This is a genomic window from Stomatobaculum sp., from assembly GCF_057248925.1.
Window position 1 is genome coordinate 15,867 of record NZ_DBHIHF010000026.1, and the last position, 15,422, is coordinate 31,288.

Consider the following 15,422-nt stretch of genomic DNA (forward strand, 5'->3'; position numbering starts at 1 on the left):
TTTGATTCCTACCTAAAACCTTTCGCGCATTTCCTCTTGTTTAGAAAATACGCCAGCCGCAAATAAAGTTTCTCTCCCACCAGCCATTCAGGGAGCGATGCACCACTCTTCCGTTCGAAGAGCTCGCATCGATGACACCGCCGCCGCCTGCGACAATGCCGACGTGTCCGGATACCACAATGATATCGCCCGCCTGCAACTCCGAATAGCTGTTAATTCTCTGGCCTCTGCCCGAGCTCGCCCAGCCGCCGGAAGTCATATAGGACTGGCTCACGCCCGAGTGGTTCAGGCACCAGTAGACAAAGCCCGAGCAGTCAAATGCGTTGTCACCCTTGGCACCCCAGACATAGGGCGTACCGAGCTTGGAACTTGCGACGCTGAGCAAGGTTCCCACCGAGCCGCTGCCCGAGTAAGTGTAACTCGAACCGCCGCCTCCGTCCTGAGAGCCGGAATTTCCGTTCTTTTTTCCGCCGTTCTTCGGCTTGTCATTGTTCTGCTTCGGCGTCTTAGCCTTCGGCTTCGGCGCCGGCTTCACGACATCGTTGCTCGTGAGCTTTGCCATGGTCGAAGCGCCGACCGAGCCGTCCGCTGTGAGACCGTTCCGCTCCTGAAAGGCCTTGACCGCATTCTTGGTCGCCTCTCCGTAGTAACCGGTCGCAAGCTGCTTGTCGAGGTACCCCCACTTGCTGAGAAGTTCCTGCACCTTCTCCACCGAGTCGCTCTCGTCGCCGAGCGTCAGACCGAACGGCTGCGCGTTTGGACTGTTCAAGGCATCGCGAGTACCGGGACCCAGATAACCGTCGACAACCTGGTTGTTTCGGCTCTGGAACTCCTTGATGGCCATGACGGTGCCGAGTCCGAAGTTGCCGTCAGCCTCTCCGGTCAGGTAGCCGAGCGCCTTTAATCTCTGCTGTGCCGCCATGACAATGTCGCTCTTCTCGCCGTAGACAACCATGTTCGGCTTGACCTCGTCCGAGTAGATGAGGTTCATGGTCTTAAGTCCCACCTTGCCGTCATCGTTCAGACCGTTCATCTGCTGAAACTTCTGCACCGCAACCAGAGTCTTGGCATCGTAGGTTCCGCTCACATCGGACGTCTGTGCGAGATAGCCGAGCTGATAAAGTCTCTGCTGCAGCGTCTGGATATCCGTGCCGCTGTCGCCCTCCTGCGCCGTGTAGTAATGCGCATTTTCATCCATAATGGCCTTGAGAGTCGACTCACCCACAATGCCGTCCTGCGGCAGCTTATTCTGTCGCTGATACACCTTGACTGCTGCGGCTGTCACCTCGCCGTAGTAATCCGTCGGCTCATCGTTGTCCATAAAGCCGAGTTGCATGAGACGCGCCTGCAGATCTTTGACAATCCAGTTTCTCGTACCGATGCGGATAATTTCCGGTGCAGGCTCTGTGGTCGGCACCGCGAGATCCATGTCCGGAAACTGCGCGCCGCCCGGTGAAACAGCCAGAATATCGCCGTCTGACGCCGAAGCTTCTGCTTCTGCGCCGCTGCTCCCGGCGTTTGCCGTTTCGCTCCCCGCACTCTCCGCCGCCGTGCTGTCCGTACCTTCGGCTGCTTTGCTGTCCGCACTGCTCTCCGTTCCCGCAGCTGTATCTGCTGCCACACTGCTCTCCGCACTCGCTGCGCTCTCCGCTGCCGCCTCACTGCTCCTACCGGTTTTACCCTGAGAGCAGGCGGTCAGCATCGCAGCTGTGAATATCAGCGCGAGCGCCTGCTTCTTCGAAATTCTCCGTCTCATGTCCTGTCCTCGACTTTATGTATGAAAACGCGGGATTCCCCGCGGAATGTAAAAGGTATTACGATTAATCTTTATGCCTGCAACGCAGCGGATAATGCCGCAAACTGTGCCAGTGAGAGTGTCTCTCCCCGCACCGTCTCCGGAAGTTCCAGCGCTTGCAGTGCCGCTGTAATCTTGTCCTTCGCAAAGCCCGCATTCTTAAGCCCGTTGACCAGTGTTTTTCGCCTCTGGTTAAACGACGCCCGGATAATACGGAACAAAAGCGTTTCATTTTCTGCCTGCACCGGCTTTTCCCGGTACTTTTTGAGGCAGATAACCGCAGACCCGACTTTGGGACGCGGCAAAAAACAGTGCGGCGGCACGTTCGCCACAATCTCCGCCGCGGCATAGTACTGCACCGCGAGCGAAAGCGCGCCGTAGTCTTTGCCGCCCGGAGAAGCCTGCATACGCTCTGCGACTTCCCGCTGCACCATGACTGTAATGCTCACAATCGGCAGCTTGCTCTCCAGCAATGTCATCAGAATCGGCGTCGTAATGTAGTAGGGAAGGTTTGCGACGACCTTGATGGGTCTGCCGCCGAGCTTCACCGCCAGTTCATCGAGATTCTGTTCCAGAATATCGCCCTGCAGAATTTCGACATTGTCATAGTCTGCGAGACTCTCTTCCAGAATCGGAATCAGCGCGCGGTCTATCTCGACCGCGAGGACTTTTCCGGCCCGCTCTGCGAGATGCTGGGTCAGGGTGCCGATACCGGGACCGATCTCCAGCACAGCGTCTTCCTCTGTCAGCTCCGCCGCAGCCGCAATCCGATCCAGCACATGGCTGTCAATCAGAAAGTTCTGCCCGAATTTCTTTTGAAAACGAAACTCCGTGTGGCGCTGTAAGAGCGCAATCGTATTTTCCGCTCTGCCGAGATCTGCCATCAGCCCACCTCCTCGTTCGCCAGTTTGGGAAAGCAGCGCAACGCATTCTCTTCGGTGACGCACTGTACCTCTTCTGCGGAAATACCCCGGAGGCGCGCAATCTCTTCCGCAATCCGGGTCAGATTTCGCGAATCGTTCCGCTTGCCGCGATTCGGCTCCGGCGCGAGGTAGGGGCTGTCTGTCTCGAGCAAAATGCTCGAGAGCGGCACGGCCGCCGCGACCTCCTTCATCTTCTTGCCGTTTTTAAAGGTCACAACCCCGCCGATGCCGATGTAAAAACCGAGTTCCGTATAGCGGCGCGCGAGCTCCGCACCGGAGGAAAAGCAGTGAATCACCCCGCCGATGCCGCGCGCCGCTGCGCGCTGCATCTCATCAAATGTGTCTTGTGCTGCCTCCCTGGAGTGAATGATGACCGGAAGTCCGGTCTCCGCCGCAAGATCCAACTGGCGCCGAAACCAGATCTTCTGTATATCCCGCAACGGCTCCTCGTAGTGGTATTCCAGTCCGATTTCACCGATTGCAACAACTTTCGGATGTGCGCCGAGTGCCGCAAAGTCCCTGAGCACCGTTTCGTTCAACTCCTCGACATAGTTCGGATGTGCGCCGAGTGCCGCATATACCCAAGGGTAACGCTCTGCGAGCTTAAGCCCCGTATAACTCGATTCGACCGAAGCACCCGCGTTAATGACCTTCCGGATGCCGTATTCTTTCAGATTTTCAAGCAGTGTATTCCGATCCGCATCAAAGGCCTCGTCGTCATAGTGTGCGTGTGTATCTAAGAGCATCAGCCGATCTCCGCGCCGGAGGCCACACCTTCCGTCATCGTCGTCATCAGGCTCAGATTTCCGTTCTCATCCGCGGCCGAGAGCAACATACCCTGCGACTCCATGCCGGCGAGACGCGCAGGCTTCAGGTTCACGATTGCCATAACCTGCTTGCCGACGAGCTTTTCCGGCTCCGGATACCATTTCTTGATGCCGGAGAGAATTTGAATCTGCTTGCCGCCGCAATCCAGCCGGAAGCAAAGCAGTTTCTTCGACTTCGGCACTTCCTCGCATTGTAAGACCTTGCAGACGCGGAATTCGCACTGCGAAAAGGCATCGTACTCCACTTCCGGCTTCGCGGGAATTTGAACATCCGCCGCTTCCTGTGCTTCCTCTGTCTTCTCTGCCGCTGCAGCATCTTCTTCCGCCGCAGCATTCTCCGCATTCAGCTTCGCCTCAACCTCCTTCGGATCCAGGCGGCGGAACAGCATCTCTGCCTCGGCCGCCACCTGATTGCCCGACGGATAGAGACCAAAGCTTGTCATTGCCCCAAGGTCCCGCTTCTCCGTGTTGAGCTCCTTCAAAATTTTCTCGGCAGTCTCCGGCATGAAGCTGAAGAGCAGCGATGCACCGATGGTCAACGCCTCGGTCAGGTTGTAAAGCACAGCCTTCAGTCTGTCCTGCTTTGCCTCGTCTTTTGCAAGCGCCCAGGGCATTGTTTCGTCGATATACTTGTTGCAGCGCTTGAAGATATTCCAGAGTTCCGTCATCGCATCGGCAACGCGGAGCACATCCATCTTCTCCCGCACCTTCTTGACCTCGGTGAGGACAGTCTCCGTAAACTCTGCGTCGAGCGCCCGCTCCTCCTCGGAGAATACGGCTGTCGTCTTCTCGACCACGCCGCCGAAATACTTATTGGTCATCGCAATCGTGCGGCTCACAAGATTTCCGAGCACATTTGCGAGATCGGCATTGTAGCGCTCTACCATGAGATCCCAGCTGATGCTGCCGTCGTTCTCGAACGGCATCTCATGCAGACAGAAATAACGCACCGGATCCACGCCGAAGAACGAAACCAGTTCGTCCGCGTAGAGCACATTGCCCTTGGACTTCGACATCTTGCCGCCGGCCTGTAAAAGCCACGGATGACCGAAGACCTGCTTCGGCAACGGCTCGCCGAGCGCCATCAGGAAGATGGGCCAGTAAATCGTGTGGAAGCGGACAATATCCTTTCCGATCAGATGCAAATCTGCCGGCCAGTACTTTTGATAAAGCTCTCCGCTGTTGCCGTCCGCATCATAGCCGATACCCGTCGTATAGTTGGTCAGGGCGTCGAGCCAGACATAGACCACATGCCCCGGCGCAAAGTCGACCGGAATTCCCCAGTCGAAACTGGTGCGCGACACACAGAGATCCTGCAGACCCGGCTTCAGAAAATTATTCATCATCTCGTTCTTTCTGGAAACGGGCTGAATAAACTCCGGATGCTCTTCAATGTACTGAATCAGACGATCCGCATACTTGCTCATGCGGAAAAAGTAAGCCTCCTCCGAAGCCGGCTTCACCTCTCTGCCGCAAGTCGGGCACTTGCCGTCGACAAGCTGCGACTCGGTCCAGAAGCTCTCACAAGGTGTACAGTAAAGGCCCTCATAGGAACCTTTGTAAATATCTCCCTGCTCATAGAGCTTTTTGAAAATCTTCTGTACCTGCTTCTCGTGGTAAGGCTCGGTGGTCCGCATAAAGCGATCGTAGGACGTGTTCATAAGATCCCAGATGCGCTTAATTTCCGCAGATACCTTGTCTACATAGGCCTGCGGTGTCATGTCGGCATCTTTTGCTTTGCCTTCAATCTTCTGACCGTGTTCATCCGTTCCGGTCTGAAAATACACGTCATAGCCCTCTTCACGCTTAAAGCGGGCAATCGCGTCCGCCAGAATAATCTCATAGGTATTTCCGATGTGCGGCTTGCCGGAAGCATAGGCAATCGCCGTTGTGATATAGTAGGGTTTTCTGATTTTCTCTCCCATAGTCAGCCTCCGCATATTCTTCGATTCTTACTAGTGTAACATATCAGAGCAACATGTGATAGAGTTCTCTGCGGCTGATTCCGCGGTCTTTTGCGGCTTTTTTCATGGCCTCTTTGCGGTCAAAGCCCTGCGACTCATACCAGGCGACATGCTCGGCCGGTGTGAGATCCGCAAATGCCTCTGCCTCCTCTGCTCGCAGCTCCGCCTCGCTCTTACCGGCAATTACCAGGACGTATTCGCCGCGAATTTCCGCGCGTCCCGCTTCGTCCGCATAGCGCTGCAGGAAATGTGAAAAACTGCCCCGCTGCACCTCTTCGTGCCTTTTCGTGAGTTCACGCACCAGACTGAGCTGCCGTTCCCCGCCGAGCACCTCTGTAAGTTCCGCGAGTGTCCTTGCGAGCCGGTGGGGCGCCTCGTAGAGAATCAGGGTTCTCGTCTCATCCCGCAGTGCCTCCAATCTCTCCCTGCGCTCCTTTTTGTCCTGCGGCAAAAAGGCCTCGAAGACAAAGCGCCCGGTCGGCTGCCCGCTGACAGCAAGCGCACTCACTGCCGCGCAGGGCCCCGGGACTATCGTGACTTCGATGCCCGCATCCAAGGCCATGCGCACCAGCACCTCACCGGGATCTGAAATCGCCGGCATGCCCGCATCGGTCACGACCGCGATGGTCTCTCCCTGCTCCGCGCGGCGCACGAGTTCATAGGCTTTTTCGGTCCGGTTGTACTCGTGATAGCTCGTCATATGTGTCTTAATCTCAAAGTGATTTAAGAGCTTAACGGTATTTCTGGTATCCTCCGCCGCAATGAGATCCGCCTCCCGCAGCGTCTCAACGGCGCGCGGACTCATATCCGAAAGATTTCCGATCGGCGTCGCAACCAGGTATATTTTTCCGCGTTCTTCCACTGCTCTCTCCTTTTAATATCCGTAAATCTCCCGGATTTCGTCCGTGTAAACCCCCGGCGCGCGAAATACAATGATCGGCGCCTCCACCCGTAAAAAATGACCGCCGCCTTTGACTGCTTCCAGCAGTACCAGGTTTGCCTCTCGGTCCGGAAACGGGTGGGCAAATTTCATGCGTTTGGGCATGAGGCCCCTGTGTGCACAAGCCGCAAAGAGTTCATCCAGACGATTCGGTCTGTATACAAAATAAGCGCGCCCACCGTTTTTCAGGAGACGCGCTGTCTCTTTCACCACCTCTTCCAGGGTACAGCAAAGTTCCTGGCGCGCAATCGCACGGCTCGACGCCTGGCTGTGTTCTCCCCGCGCAAGCGCCATATAAGGTGGGTTGCAACTCACCACATCAAAGCTTCCGCTTACTCCGAGAATCCCCTCCCGGAGATCTCCGCACAGTATGCGGACTCTCTCCGAAAGACCGTTCATCGCTATGCTGCGCTCTGCCATATCCGCAATCTCCGGTTGAATCTCAACCCCCACGATTTCTTTGGCGCGCGTCTTCGCCGAGAGCAGGAGCGGAACTATCCCGTTGCCCGTGCAGAGATCCGCGACTCTTTCCTTTGCGGACGCCCGTACAAACCCGCTGAGCAGCACTGCATCCGTCCCAAAGCAAAAATGCGCCGGATTCTGAATGATTCCGAGCGCACTCCGCTGCAGGTCATCAATGCGCTCCCCTGCCTTTAACGGAATCACTTTTTCTTCTCCCGGGTTCGTTCCTGTTGCGGGACACCGCTCCGCTTTCCGGGTCTTTCCTTTCCGTCACGCTGCTTGACCGCGGCTTCTCCGGTCTTCTTCTCGCGCTGCGCATCCGCGGCACGCTTCTGTGCCGGCGGCATACCTTTTTTCTTTCGCTCGACGATTGTCGTTTCCGCGACCGCGACATCCCGTAGTTCCTTTTCCCCGTTCACATAACAGGCGACACGCAACATCTGCTTCAGGACGCTGACCTCTACCACATCGCCGCACACGCCGTCCGAGAGCTGCACACTGTCTCCCTTTCGCGGAAGGGTCTTGTTGAGTTCCGCATAGGTATCGGTCTCGTGCTTCAGGCAGCACATGAGGCGCCCGCAGGCACCGCTGATTTTCTGCGGATTGAGAGCAAGTCCCTGCTCCTTTGCCATCTTGATCGAAACCGGCATGAATTCCGAGAGATAGGAGTGGCAGCAGAGCGCTCGCCCGCAATTTCCCATGCCTCCGAGCAACCTGGTCTCGTCGCGCGCACCGATTTGACGCAATTCTATGCGGCGTTGGTACTGGGCGCCGAGCTCTTTGACCAAAGTGCGGAAATCTACGCGCGTATCTGCACTGAAAAAGAACAGCACCTTGTCATCTCGAAGCGAAAAGACCACCGAGATTATTTTCATATCGAGCCCGAGCGCCTCCGCCTTTTTCCGACAGAACAACAGCGCTTCCCGCTCCTTACTCTTATAAGCAGCCGCCCGCACGGCATCTTCCTCCGTTGCCCGGCCTAGGATGGCCTGCGGCGGGTTCTCTTCCTTGCAGCTGCAGAGCGTATAATTGCCAAGAATCACGGTTCCGTATTCCACGCCGCACTGTGTCTCACAGAGCACATGGTCGCCGCGCCGGAATTGTTCTTCCCCCGCACTATAGGTCTCGATGGTTCCGACTTCGCGAAAGCGAACACCTATCACCTCCGTCATCTCTGATTACTCCCTCCGTATTGCGAGAAGCAAAAGCTCTAATGTGAGTTCCTTGCTCACATTGAGCCGCAAACGCTCCTCCGCCGTCTCGATTTCTTTTAAAATAACGCCCAGTTGCTCGTAGGACAGCGCCTTTGCCGCACGAATCAGGGTCTGTTCTTCCCCGGGGAAGATGAGTGCCGCACTGTTTCCGCTGCTCTTGCAACAGAGCACATCCCGATAGTACAGACGCAAAAATTCCAGAAAACTTACCGGCTCCGCATAGAGCGATGCCACTTCCGCCTCTGTGCGCTGAAAGACCGTCTCGTCGCAACCCGGCAGTTCCCGGAGCAGCTCCAGTGTCTTCCGATATCGCGAATAAACCTCTTCTATCTGTACCAATTCTTCCGCCCGGCGGTAGATGCCGCGCGAAAAGCGCGCTGCCTCTTCGGCCCGCTCCGGCGGCGTGCCTGCCGCTCGCAGTCTCTCCAGAATTTCCGTCTCAGGAACCGGGCGAAACACGAGCCGCAGAACACGGCTCCGTATAGTCGGCAACAGTGCCTCTTCCTGCTCTGCGAGCAAAAGAATCATCGCATAGTCCGGCGGCTCTTCAATCGTCTTTAAAATCGCATTTTGCGCCTGCTGCGTCATCTTTTCCGCTTCCGGAACAATAAAAATACGCCGCTCGCCGGAAAAGGGGCGAATCCGTATCTCCTGTGCCAGCTGTTCCCGCACCGCATCGACGCCGAGCGCTGTCTTATCCCGCTGTATGGTGACCACATCCGGATGCGTGTCCGCCGCAATCTGAATGCAACTGTGACAGCGACCGCAGGGCCGAGGTCCCTCACCGGTACAGAGCAGACGTTTTGCGAAAGCCCGGGCCATGGTCAGCTTGCCGACACCCCTTTCGCCGAGCAACAGATAACTGTGCGAGAGATGATTTCTTCTCACACTCATCTCAAGCTGTCGCTTGATTTCTTCCTGCCCCGGTACATCTTTAAAATCACACATATTGTAACACAACCTCATACAACTCGCCAAGGCAGCGCTCCAGATCCAGGTTTTCATAGCGCTTCCGAATACCGGCGGCCGACAACTTTTCTTCCGTATAGTCGGCTTCATCCGCCTGAAAACGCCGCACCAGTTCCGGATAACAAGGCTCCGCCTCTTTTTTCTCCCGCCTGAAACCGCGAAGCAACCGCTCTCCGGCTGCCACCTCCAGATAGAGCGGTATCATGCGTTCCCTGCCAAAGTAGGCACAGAATTTCTGATAGCTCTCGAGCGTACCGACGCTGATCTGGGAAACAGCTTCCACCCCCTCCTCAGCGACACTGCCGTAGCGCCAGAGCCCTTTTTCCGTCCGATAGGCCCTCTCTTCAATCATTCGGCCGCTCTCCCGCAGGCACAGAAACTGCTCTTCTCCGACAAAGTGATATTCTCTTCCCTCTTCTTCTCCCTGCCGCTGCGGTCTCGTCGTATAGGGAACCAGCGGACGCAACATCGGAAACTTGACCAGTAATTTCTGATAAACGGTATCCTTCCCGACCGCGCTCTTTCCCATCAGATAAAAAATATGCATGTTTTAATCCTCGGCAGGCGCTTCCAGAATGCCGTAATCCCGGCTGCCGTTCAGCGGTTCCATCCAGTCGGTCGTCTGCTCCCCGACAAAATTCTCTCCGGTCGGAACCGACTCCACCTGTCGGGCTTTTGCTTCTGTCGACTCGACGATGGCGGGACTCTCTTCTGCCGTTGTCTCCGGCAGACTTCCCTTTTCCGGCGCAATCAACGGTTTGTCGCTCTTTTGATAACTTCCGAGACGCCGCTTCTTCGTGAGCGGCACCGCAACCGCCTGATAATTCAGTACCTTGACCTCGGCGTTGACCGTTGCGCCCGGCTCACAGTTTTCCCAGTAGGCCAGAATACTGTCGTCCATCGCCCAGACTGGGAGCAGACGATCATTGCCTTTGCCGAAATCCCCTACCCGGATTGCGCTGTCATTCAGAAGATAACTCTCATCGCCGCGTATCATTGCGAGCTGGCCATAGACCGATCCCAGGGAACCCGGTCGGTACTCCATGTAGATAACATCGGTCTCGGAATAGGGCAACATGCGCACCACGCGCCCCGGAAAAACGCCGCTCACGGCTTCGGCCTCTTTGGTTTTTACATTGATTTTCCAGATCTGACTGGACGGTGTCGCTCCTTCTTTCGAGAGTATCACACTGTAGTAGAGGTCCGCATCCAATGCTGTCATCGCATCGATTGCGACGCCGTGGCGCAGAAACTCCTTTCCCTCATCCGTCAAAACAGAAGGACTCTCACCGGCCGCTGCCGCATAAAAATGTTGTGTGCCGACCACGGCGGTCTCCGGTATCACATCCTGAATCACCGCATCTGACAGAATATAGCGCCGCCCGTTGATACTTTGCATGTCCTCGCTGACCCGTTTTCCGAAGCGATCCATGAGCACATACCGATTGTCCTCATTTTCCACATAGAAACCGGCTCCGATTGCGGCGCCGCTTCCCTCTTTGGCAAAACGCTCAATCTTATTTTCGCGCGCGTACCAGACCGCCTTCTGCTGCACGGTATACCCGCTCACTTTGTCCGCAATAATCTGTGTGTCACTGCCTTCCCGGCGCACACGGAGCAGACTCGGCAGCGCGGCATTGTCCGCCTCCATGTAGAGGTAGTAAATCCAGTCACCGTCAATCGTAATGGAATTCGCAATAATACCGGATGCAGCGTCTGCCTTGCCGGCCTCTTTCATCTTCTCGGAAATCACCGTGCGACCTTGTTCCCGCTCTAATCCGCGGGTAATGTTTTCAAGCGCTCCGTTCTTTCCGAAGTGAAAGGTTTCATGCTCCATGTTCTGATTGCCGGTCAGCACATACCCGTCTTCGTTAAAACAGTAAAGTGTATCACCGTCCTCAAACCAGCAACTCTCGAGCCATTGCCCGCCTGCCGTAAGATAACTCCGCCCCCTGGCGCTCTCATTCCAACCCGTATAGGCAAGAGCTCCGCTGCTCGCGGAAATCGTCTGCGCGCTGGTCTCGACCGCACTGCTGACAACTGCCTTGGCGCGGTGAATCGCTCCCGATTCCCGGTTTAAAAATCCAAAAAGCAGCGACACGGCAACAGCGGTTGCGGCAATCGTGCCGAGTGTCAGAAGCCACTGCATATTCGTCTGAAAATGACTTCCGGGACGCCGCTTTTTGATCTCGCCGAGCAGACCGAGTCTCTCCTCGAGCGCAATTAATACCGTTGTGGCCTTTTCCGTGAGTCCCTTTTCTACTGTATAATCTGCGGGAAATTCGAGTGTCGCCGGAATCTCTCTGCCCCGCTGTTTGAGACAGTCCCGCAGCAGGACGCGAAGCCAGGATCTGAAAATCCCCGCTTCCGGAAGATTGGCGCGCTTCTGCCAGACCTCGACATAGAGCTCTGCCAACAGTTCCCAGGCCGCCTCGCCCGAAATGCCGAGTGCCAGAATATCCCGATATGTTTTCTGATAACTGAGAAGGTATAAATCTTCGAAACCTGCGTTTTCGCCTGTCCGCGCACGCCGGATTGCATCTGAGAGCAGCAGCCCCGCCTGTGTGTTCAATACAGTCCCTCCTTCTTCACCAGTCTTTTATTTTACCATGAGTCAGAAGGGAACTCTATCCATACCGCCAAAAAAGAAGCTTTCGACTCTTTATTGAAAGGGCAACAGGCGGTTTTCATTGTTATTACATCCACTCATGTCGAGATTGAACTTTCCTCATTGAGTAGGCATTGCAGCGCCACCGCTAAGTTCCGGGCTCTTCTTCCCGTATTTCGTACAAGGTTCGACTAAGCGGATAAAAAGAGTTGGTGCTGGCTCCAGAGTTCGGGATAAGGCGTTGTCCTATGGAGTTCACTCCATACGATTGCATCACCCCACATAGGGATTGAATTCTCCACCTTTTTCTGTGGCTTGTAGCTGTTTTGCCGCATGATCAAACTTGGGTGTAATAATCATCGAGCAGGCATTGCAGCGCCACCGTTGGATCCCGGACTCATTATTCCCATATTTAATGCAAGGCCCACCACAAGAAAGACAGCTAGCATGCTTCATGACTTTTTCCTCCAAACATACTGTTTCAAGGAAGATGTAAGCAGAGAAAAGCCTTGTATAGTAAGGGTTTGAAGCACATTTTACCAACTCTTTTTGTCCTATAACTCTCAAACTGAAAAAAAGGCCTCCGGACCTTCATCCGGAGACCTCTCACGCTCAATTCATTATTTCTTTGTGCCCGGTGCATAGTAATGTGCCGAACGAGTCTGCACAACACCGTTGACGGTCCACTGGCCCTTCTCGTTGACATAGTAGCCGTCCGGCGTTCTCTGGTTTGCCTTCATCCAGCCGTCATCGCCAAAGCAGTAGCACTCCTCAAGACCGTCGTGGTTGCTGTCAATCCAAGCCCACTTGACCTTGCCGGTCTCGCCGCGGTACCAGTCACCGAAATTGTCCTGCGTCGAGTACCACCATCTCTCCGGTGTGAATCTCGTATCTCTAACCCAGCCGATGTATGCAAATGCATTCGATGCCATCATCACAGAAACCATCGCCGCCGCTGCAAACACAGTCAATGCCTTTTTCATCTTATTTTCCTCCTCCTGTATTTTCCGGGAACTTCCGTTCCCTTTCTTTTGAAGACTTTTATATTTTAGCCTGTATACTCGTCGGATTCAAGATAAGAACTACCCTTAATCTTAACAGTTTGCTTACATAAAACTTAATATTCTGTCTCCGTCTCCCAGTGTAAGCGATGCAATGTGCCCTGCTTCTCCAAGGCCGCAAAATCCTGTTGACGAAGCGCCTCGTATAGAATCACGGCAACCGCATTCGAGAGATTCAGCGAGCGAATCTCTCCCCACATCGGGATGCGGATACAAGCTTCTCTGTGTTTTGCCAGAATTTCTTCCGGAATCCCCGCAGACTCTTTGCCGAACATAATATAGTCGTCCGGCCCGAAACTCACATCCGTATAGGTCTGCTCCGCCTTGGTCGTCGCAAACCACAATTTTTTACCTGCCTTCTTCTGTCCGAAGGAAAGTTCGGTGTGCTGTGCCAAAAATATCGTATAATCATCATATTCACGGAGCGAGAGTTTCTGCCAGTAATCCATCCCCGCGCGCTTCAAATATTTATCTCCCAGAAAAAAACCGTAGGGCTTAATCAGATGCAGCGCCGTGTTCGTCGCAACGCAGGTTCTCCCGATGGCCCCCGTATTAAACGGTATTTCCGGCTCGTGTAGCACAATATTCATCTGTTCTTCTCCCTTCTCATCTCTCTGTCTTCACAGAACCGCCAATCCGGGCATTCTCAAAAAACGTGACCGGCCTTTGCATCCCCCGCAAGTTGCCAATGCACACCACTTTTCTTTTCGAACCGCGGATACACGCTGTCCTTACCGGAAGCAAATTCACCATATTCATCTCGTGAAATCTCTTGCAAATCACAGCCAAGCGCTGTAACTATCCTTCATTCGATCTATCCCGGTTTTTCTGCCGCCCTACAGATTGCGGCTGTTCGCTTTCATTCCCTGCAATCTGGTTTGCTGCTTTTTTCCTCTGCTGTTCTCACAGATTGCAATCACACGCTGTAACTATCCTTCATTCGATCCACCCCGTTTTTTACCGTCCCTGCTGTTTGCTACCGTTCGCTGTCATTCGGTCGGCTGGGTTCAGCTTTCACAGAATACGAACATTCGTTGTGTTTATCCGGCAATTCCGGCCATCGTCTTTGCCTTCTGTCGTCACACATTGCAACGGCATCTTGCAGTATATCCGCGTTTTATGAACACCTAATCTTTCCTTTTCTGACACAGAACAGCTATTATTCTACACCCACTTTGGGACAGAGGTCTGACAAATAGCAGGCCGCACAGTTCGGTGCTTTTGCCATGCAATATGTTCTTCCGAGCGCCATCAACCGCGTATTCCAAAGAATCCAAAACGACTCCGGAAGAACTGTCTTTAATTCCGCTTCCACCTTGGTCGGATCGGTCGCCGTCGCGAGTCCCAGGCGTCTCGAGACGCGTTTGACATGCGTATCGACAACAATGGAAGGTTTTCCGTAAATCTCTCCGAGAATCAGATTTGCCGTCTTCCTGCCGACCCCGGGTAAGGTTAACAGTGCCTCCATCTCATCCGGTACGGTGCCGTTAAAACGAAGCAGTAACGCCTGTGCACAGGCGCGCAGATTCCTTGCCTTATTATGATAAAACCCTGTTGTGTAAATCTCTCGCTCTATTTCTTCTTGGCTCGCCGCTGCAATGTCTTCCAGACGCGAGTAATGTTGGTACAAGACCTTTGTTACCTGATTGACGCGCGCATCCGTGCACTGCGCACTCAGTATGGTCGCAAGTAACAATTTCCACGGCTCCCGCTCTGTCAAAAATTCCATGGATCTGTCTTCAAAATGTACATTCAGACGATCCATAATCTGTCGAATGCGTCTCTCTTCTTTCTCCAATGTTTCCTCCAATCACAAAAAAAGTCACCGCAAGACTGCGATGACCTGACAAACGACTGAGATACGCGGGACTCGAACCCGCGACAACTTGATTAAAAGTCAAGTGCTCTACCACCTGAGCTAGTATCCCATCTTTCTTCACCTAAAACTATTGATATGGAATACCTTTAGATAAAAGAAAAATGCCTTGGACGGGAATCGAACCAGTGACATAAGGATTTTCAGTCCTCCGCTCTACCAACTGAGCTACCAAGGCATAAATTGCGGGGACAGGATTTGAACCTGCGACCTCCGGGTTATGAGCCCGACGAGCTTCCGGACTGCTCTACCCCGCGATAGTATGTGATGTGTTGCCACACCAATTTGTTTGTTCACGGCGTTTGCCGCGGAGTGGGGGAAAGTGGATTCGAACCACTGAAGGCAGTGCCAGCAGATTTACAGTCTGTCCCCTTTGGCCACTCGGGAATTCCCCCATATTGTTTGGTTTGATACCAAAGCCGATGATCGGACTCGAACCGATAACCTGCTGATTACAAATCAGCTGCTCTGCCATTGAGCCACATCGGCACGACATAGATTGGTTTTGGTAGTGGGACCTACAGGGCTCGAACCTGTGACCCTCTGCTTGTAAGGCAGATGCTCTCCCAGCTGAGCTAAGATCCCTAATATGTATCAAACCGAGCGACCCGAAACGGACTTGAACCGTCGACCTCCGCCGTGACAGGGCGGCGCTCTAACCAACTGAGCCATCGGGCCATCTTTACACCCTGAAAATCGCACACAGAATTTTTTATCTATTCATCTCTTTTCCCAAACCCTTTGGTTAAACCCTCGACCGATTAGTAAGAGTCAGCTGAACGT

General features: G+C 54.2%; 14 protein-coding genes and 7 tRNA genes. All 21 read right to left on the reverse strand.

From position 1 onward, the window contains the following. Positions 1 to 40: 40 nt before the first annotated feature. Positions 41 to 1,756, reverse strand: a complete 1,716-nt coding sequence (locus tag ACO4XG_RS09210) for a C40 family peptidase (RefSeq protein ID WP_308509397.1) — start codon at positions 1,754 to 1,756, stop codon at positions 41 to 43. Positions 1,757 to 1,827: 71 nt separating this feature from the next. Beyond that, positions 1,828 to 2,679 carry a 16S rRNA (adenine(1518)-N(6)/adenine(1519)-N(6))-dimethyltransferase RsmA gene (gene rsmA / locus ACO4XG_RS09215; RefSeq protein WP_308509398.1) on the reverse strand — a complete coding sequence of 284 codons (852 nt, stop codon included), beginning with the start codon at positions 2,677 to 2,679 and terminating at the stop codon, positions 1,828 to 1,830. Beyond that, positions 2,679 to 3,464: a TatD family hydrolase gene (locus ACO4XG_RS09220; protein WP_308509399.1), complete on the reverse strand. Its 786-nt coding sequence runs from the start codon at positions 3,462 to 3,464 to the stop codon at positions 2,679 to 2,681. The genes rsmA and ACO4XG_RS09220 overlap by 1 nt, the downstream gene beginning before the upstream one ends. Then, entirely contained in the window at positions 3,464 to 5,470 is a 2,007-nt protein-coding gene (metG, locus tag ACO4XG_RS09225; protein ID WP_308509400.1) for a methionine--tRNA ligase, read from the reverse strand. The genes ACO4XG_RS09220 and metG overlap by 1 nt, the downstream gene beginning before the upstream one ends. Before the next feature lie 43 nt (positions 5,471 to 5,513). After that, a complete protein-coding gene (gene rsmI / locus ACO4XG_RS09230) occupies positions 5,514 to 6,314 on the reverse strand; it encodes a 16S rRNA (cytidine(1402)-2'-O)-methyltransferase (RefSeq protein WP_308509409.1) in 801 nt (266 codons plus the stop codon). 69 nt (positions 6,315 to 6,383) lie between these two features. Next, on the reverse strand, positions 6,384 to 7,115 hold the full coding sequence (locus ACO4XG_RS09235; RefSeq protein WP_308509401.1) for a tRNA1(Val) (adenine(37)-N6)-methyltransferase: 732 nt from the start codon (positions 7,113 to 7,115) through the stop codon (positions 6,384 to 6,386). Further along, the gene (locus ACO4XG_RS09240; RefSeq protein WP_308509402.1) at positions 7,112 to 8,083 is read right to left on the reverse strand and encodes a PSP1 domain-containing protein; all 972 of its coding nucleotides are present in this window, start codon (positions 8,081 to 8,083) and stop codon (positions 7,112 to 7,114) included. The genes ACO4XG_RS09235 and ACO4XG_RS09240 overlap by 4 nt, the downstream gene beginning before the upstream one ends. A gap of 6 nt (positions 8,084 to 8,089) precedes the next feature. Then, a complete protein-coding gene (gene holB, locus ACO4XG_RS09245; RefSeq protein WP_308509403.1) occupies positions 8,090 to 9,073 on the reverse strand; it encodes a DNA polymerase III subunit delta' in 984 nt (327 codons plus the stop codon). Beyond that, positions 9,066 to 9,641, reverse strand: coding sequence for a guanylate kinase (locus ACO4XG_RS09250; RefSeq protein WP_308509404.1), 576 nt, complete (start codon positions 9,639 to 9,641; stop codon positions 9,066 to 9,068). Before ACO4XG_RS09250 ends, holB begins: the two co-directional genes overlap by 8 nt. 3 nt (positions 9,642 to 9,644) lie before the next feature. After that, on the reverse strand, positions 9,645 to 11,666 hold the full coding sequence (locus tag ACO4XG_RS09255; RefSeq protein WP_308509405.1) for a hypothetical protein: 2,022 nt from the start codon (positions 11,664 to 11,666) through the stop codon (positions 9,645 to 9,647). A gap of 309 nt (positions 11,667 to 11,975) precedes the next feature. Continuing rightward, positions 11,976 to 12,158 carry a transposase-like zinc-binding domain-containing protein gene (locus tag ACO4XG_RS09260; RefSeq protein ID WP_485129692.1) on the reverse strand — a complete coding sequence of 61 codons (183 nt, stop codon included), beginning with the start codon at positions 12,156 to 12,158 and terminating at the stop codon, positions 11,976 to 11,978. A 164-nt stretch (positions 12,159 to 12,322) separates the two neighbouring features. After that, positions 12,323 to 12,685 (reverse strand): hypothetical protein, encoded by a 363-nt coding sequence (locus ACO4XG_RS09265; protein WP_009533735.1) that lies wholly within the window; start codon positions 12,683 to 12,685, stop codon positions 12,323 to 12,325. Positions 12,686 to 12,819: 134 nt separating this feature from the next. Then, on the reverse strand, positions 12,820 to 13,353 hold the full coding sequence (locus tag ACO4XG_RS09270) for a tRNA (cytidine(34)-2'-O)-methyltransferase (RefSeq protein WP_308509407.1): 534 nt from the start codon (positions 13,351 to 13,353) through the stop codon (positions 12,820 to 12,822). A 569-nt stretch (positions 13,354 to 13,922) separates the two neighbouring features. Then, the gene (nth, locus tag ACO4XG_RS09275) at positions 13,923 to 14,561 is read right to left on the reverse strand and encodes an endonuclease III (RefSeq protein ID WP_308509408.1); all 639 of its coding nucleotides are present in this window, start codon (positions 14,559 to 14,561) and stop codon (positions 13,923 to 13,925) included. A gap of 57 nt (positions 14,562 to 14,618) precedes the next feature. After that, positions 14,619 to 14,691 (reverse strand) — tRNA-Lys (locus ACO4XG_RS09280). Positions 14,692 to 14,744: 53 nt separating this feature from the next. Then, positions 14,745 to 14,817, reverse strand: a tRNA-Phe gene (locus ACO4XG_RS09285). Positions 14,818 to 14,822: 5 nt separating this feature from the next. Further along, positions 14,823 to 14,896 (reverse strand) — tRNA-Met (locus tag ACO4XG_RS09290). Positions 14,897 to 14,952: 56 nt separating this feature from the next. Further along, positions 14,953 to 15,034: transfer RNA gene (locus tag ACO4XG_RS09295), tRNA-Tyr, on the reverse strand. Between the two features lie 22 nt (positions 15,035 to 15,056). Continuing rightward, positions 15,057 to 15,128: transfer RNA gene (locus ACO4XG_RS09300), tRNA-Thr, on the reverse strand. A 23-nt stretch (positions 15,129 to 15,151) separates the two neighbouring features. Continuing rightward, positions 15,152 to 15,224 (reverse strand) — tRNA-Val (locus ACO4XG_RS09305). Positions 15,225 to 15,243: 19 nt separating this feature from the next. Continuing rightward, a tRNA-Asp gene (locus ACO4XG_RS09310) sits at positions 15,244 to 15,317 on the reverse strand. Positions 15,318 to 15,422: the final 105 nt, after the last annotated feature.

Coding starts and splice junctions, on each gene's coding strand:
- metG (WP_308509400.1), bottom strand. CDS start 5,470: ATGGGAGAGAAAATCAGAAAACCCTACTATATCACAACGGCGATTGCC.
- ACO4XG_RS09220 (WP_308509399.1), bottom strand. CDS start 3,464: ATGCTCTTAGATACACACGCACACTATGACGACGAGGCCTTTGATGCG.
- ACO4XG_RS09210 (WP_308509397.1), bottom strand. CDS start 1,756: ATGAGACGGAGAATTTCGAAGAAGCAGGCGCTCGCGCTGATATTCACA.
- rsmI (WP_308509409.1), bottom strand. CDS start 6,314: ATGAGTCCGCGCGCCGTTGAGACGCTGCGGGAGGCGGATCTCATTGCG.
- ACO4XG_RS09240 (WP_308509402.1), bottom strand. CDS start 8,083: ATGACGGAGGTGATAGGTGTTCGCTTTCGCGAAGTCGGAACCATCGAG.
- ACO4XG_RS09270 (WP_308509407.1), bottom strand. CDS start 13,353: ATGAATATTGTGCTACACGAGCCGGAAATACCGTTTAATACGGGGGCC.
- ACO4XG_RS09250 (WP_308509404.1), bottom strand. CDS start 9,641: ATGCATATTTTTTATCTGATGGGAAAGAGCGCGGTCGGGAAGGATACC.
- holB (WP_308509403.1), bottom strand. CDS start 9,073: ATGTGTGATTTTAAAGATGTACCGGGGCAGGAAGAAATCAAGCGACAG.
- ACO4XG_RS09265 (WP_009533735.1), bottom strand. CDS start 12,685: ATGAAAAAGGCATTGACTGTGTTTGCAGCGGCGGCGATGGTTTCTGTG.
- ACO4XG_RS09260 (WP_485129692.1), bottom strand. CDS start 12,158: ATGAAGCATGCTAGCTGTCTTTCTTGTGGTGGGCCTTGCATTAAATAT.
- rsmA (WP_308509398.1), bottom strand. CDS start 2,679: ATGGCAGATCTCGGCAGAGCGGAAAATACGATTGCGCTCTTACAGCGC.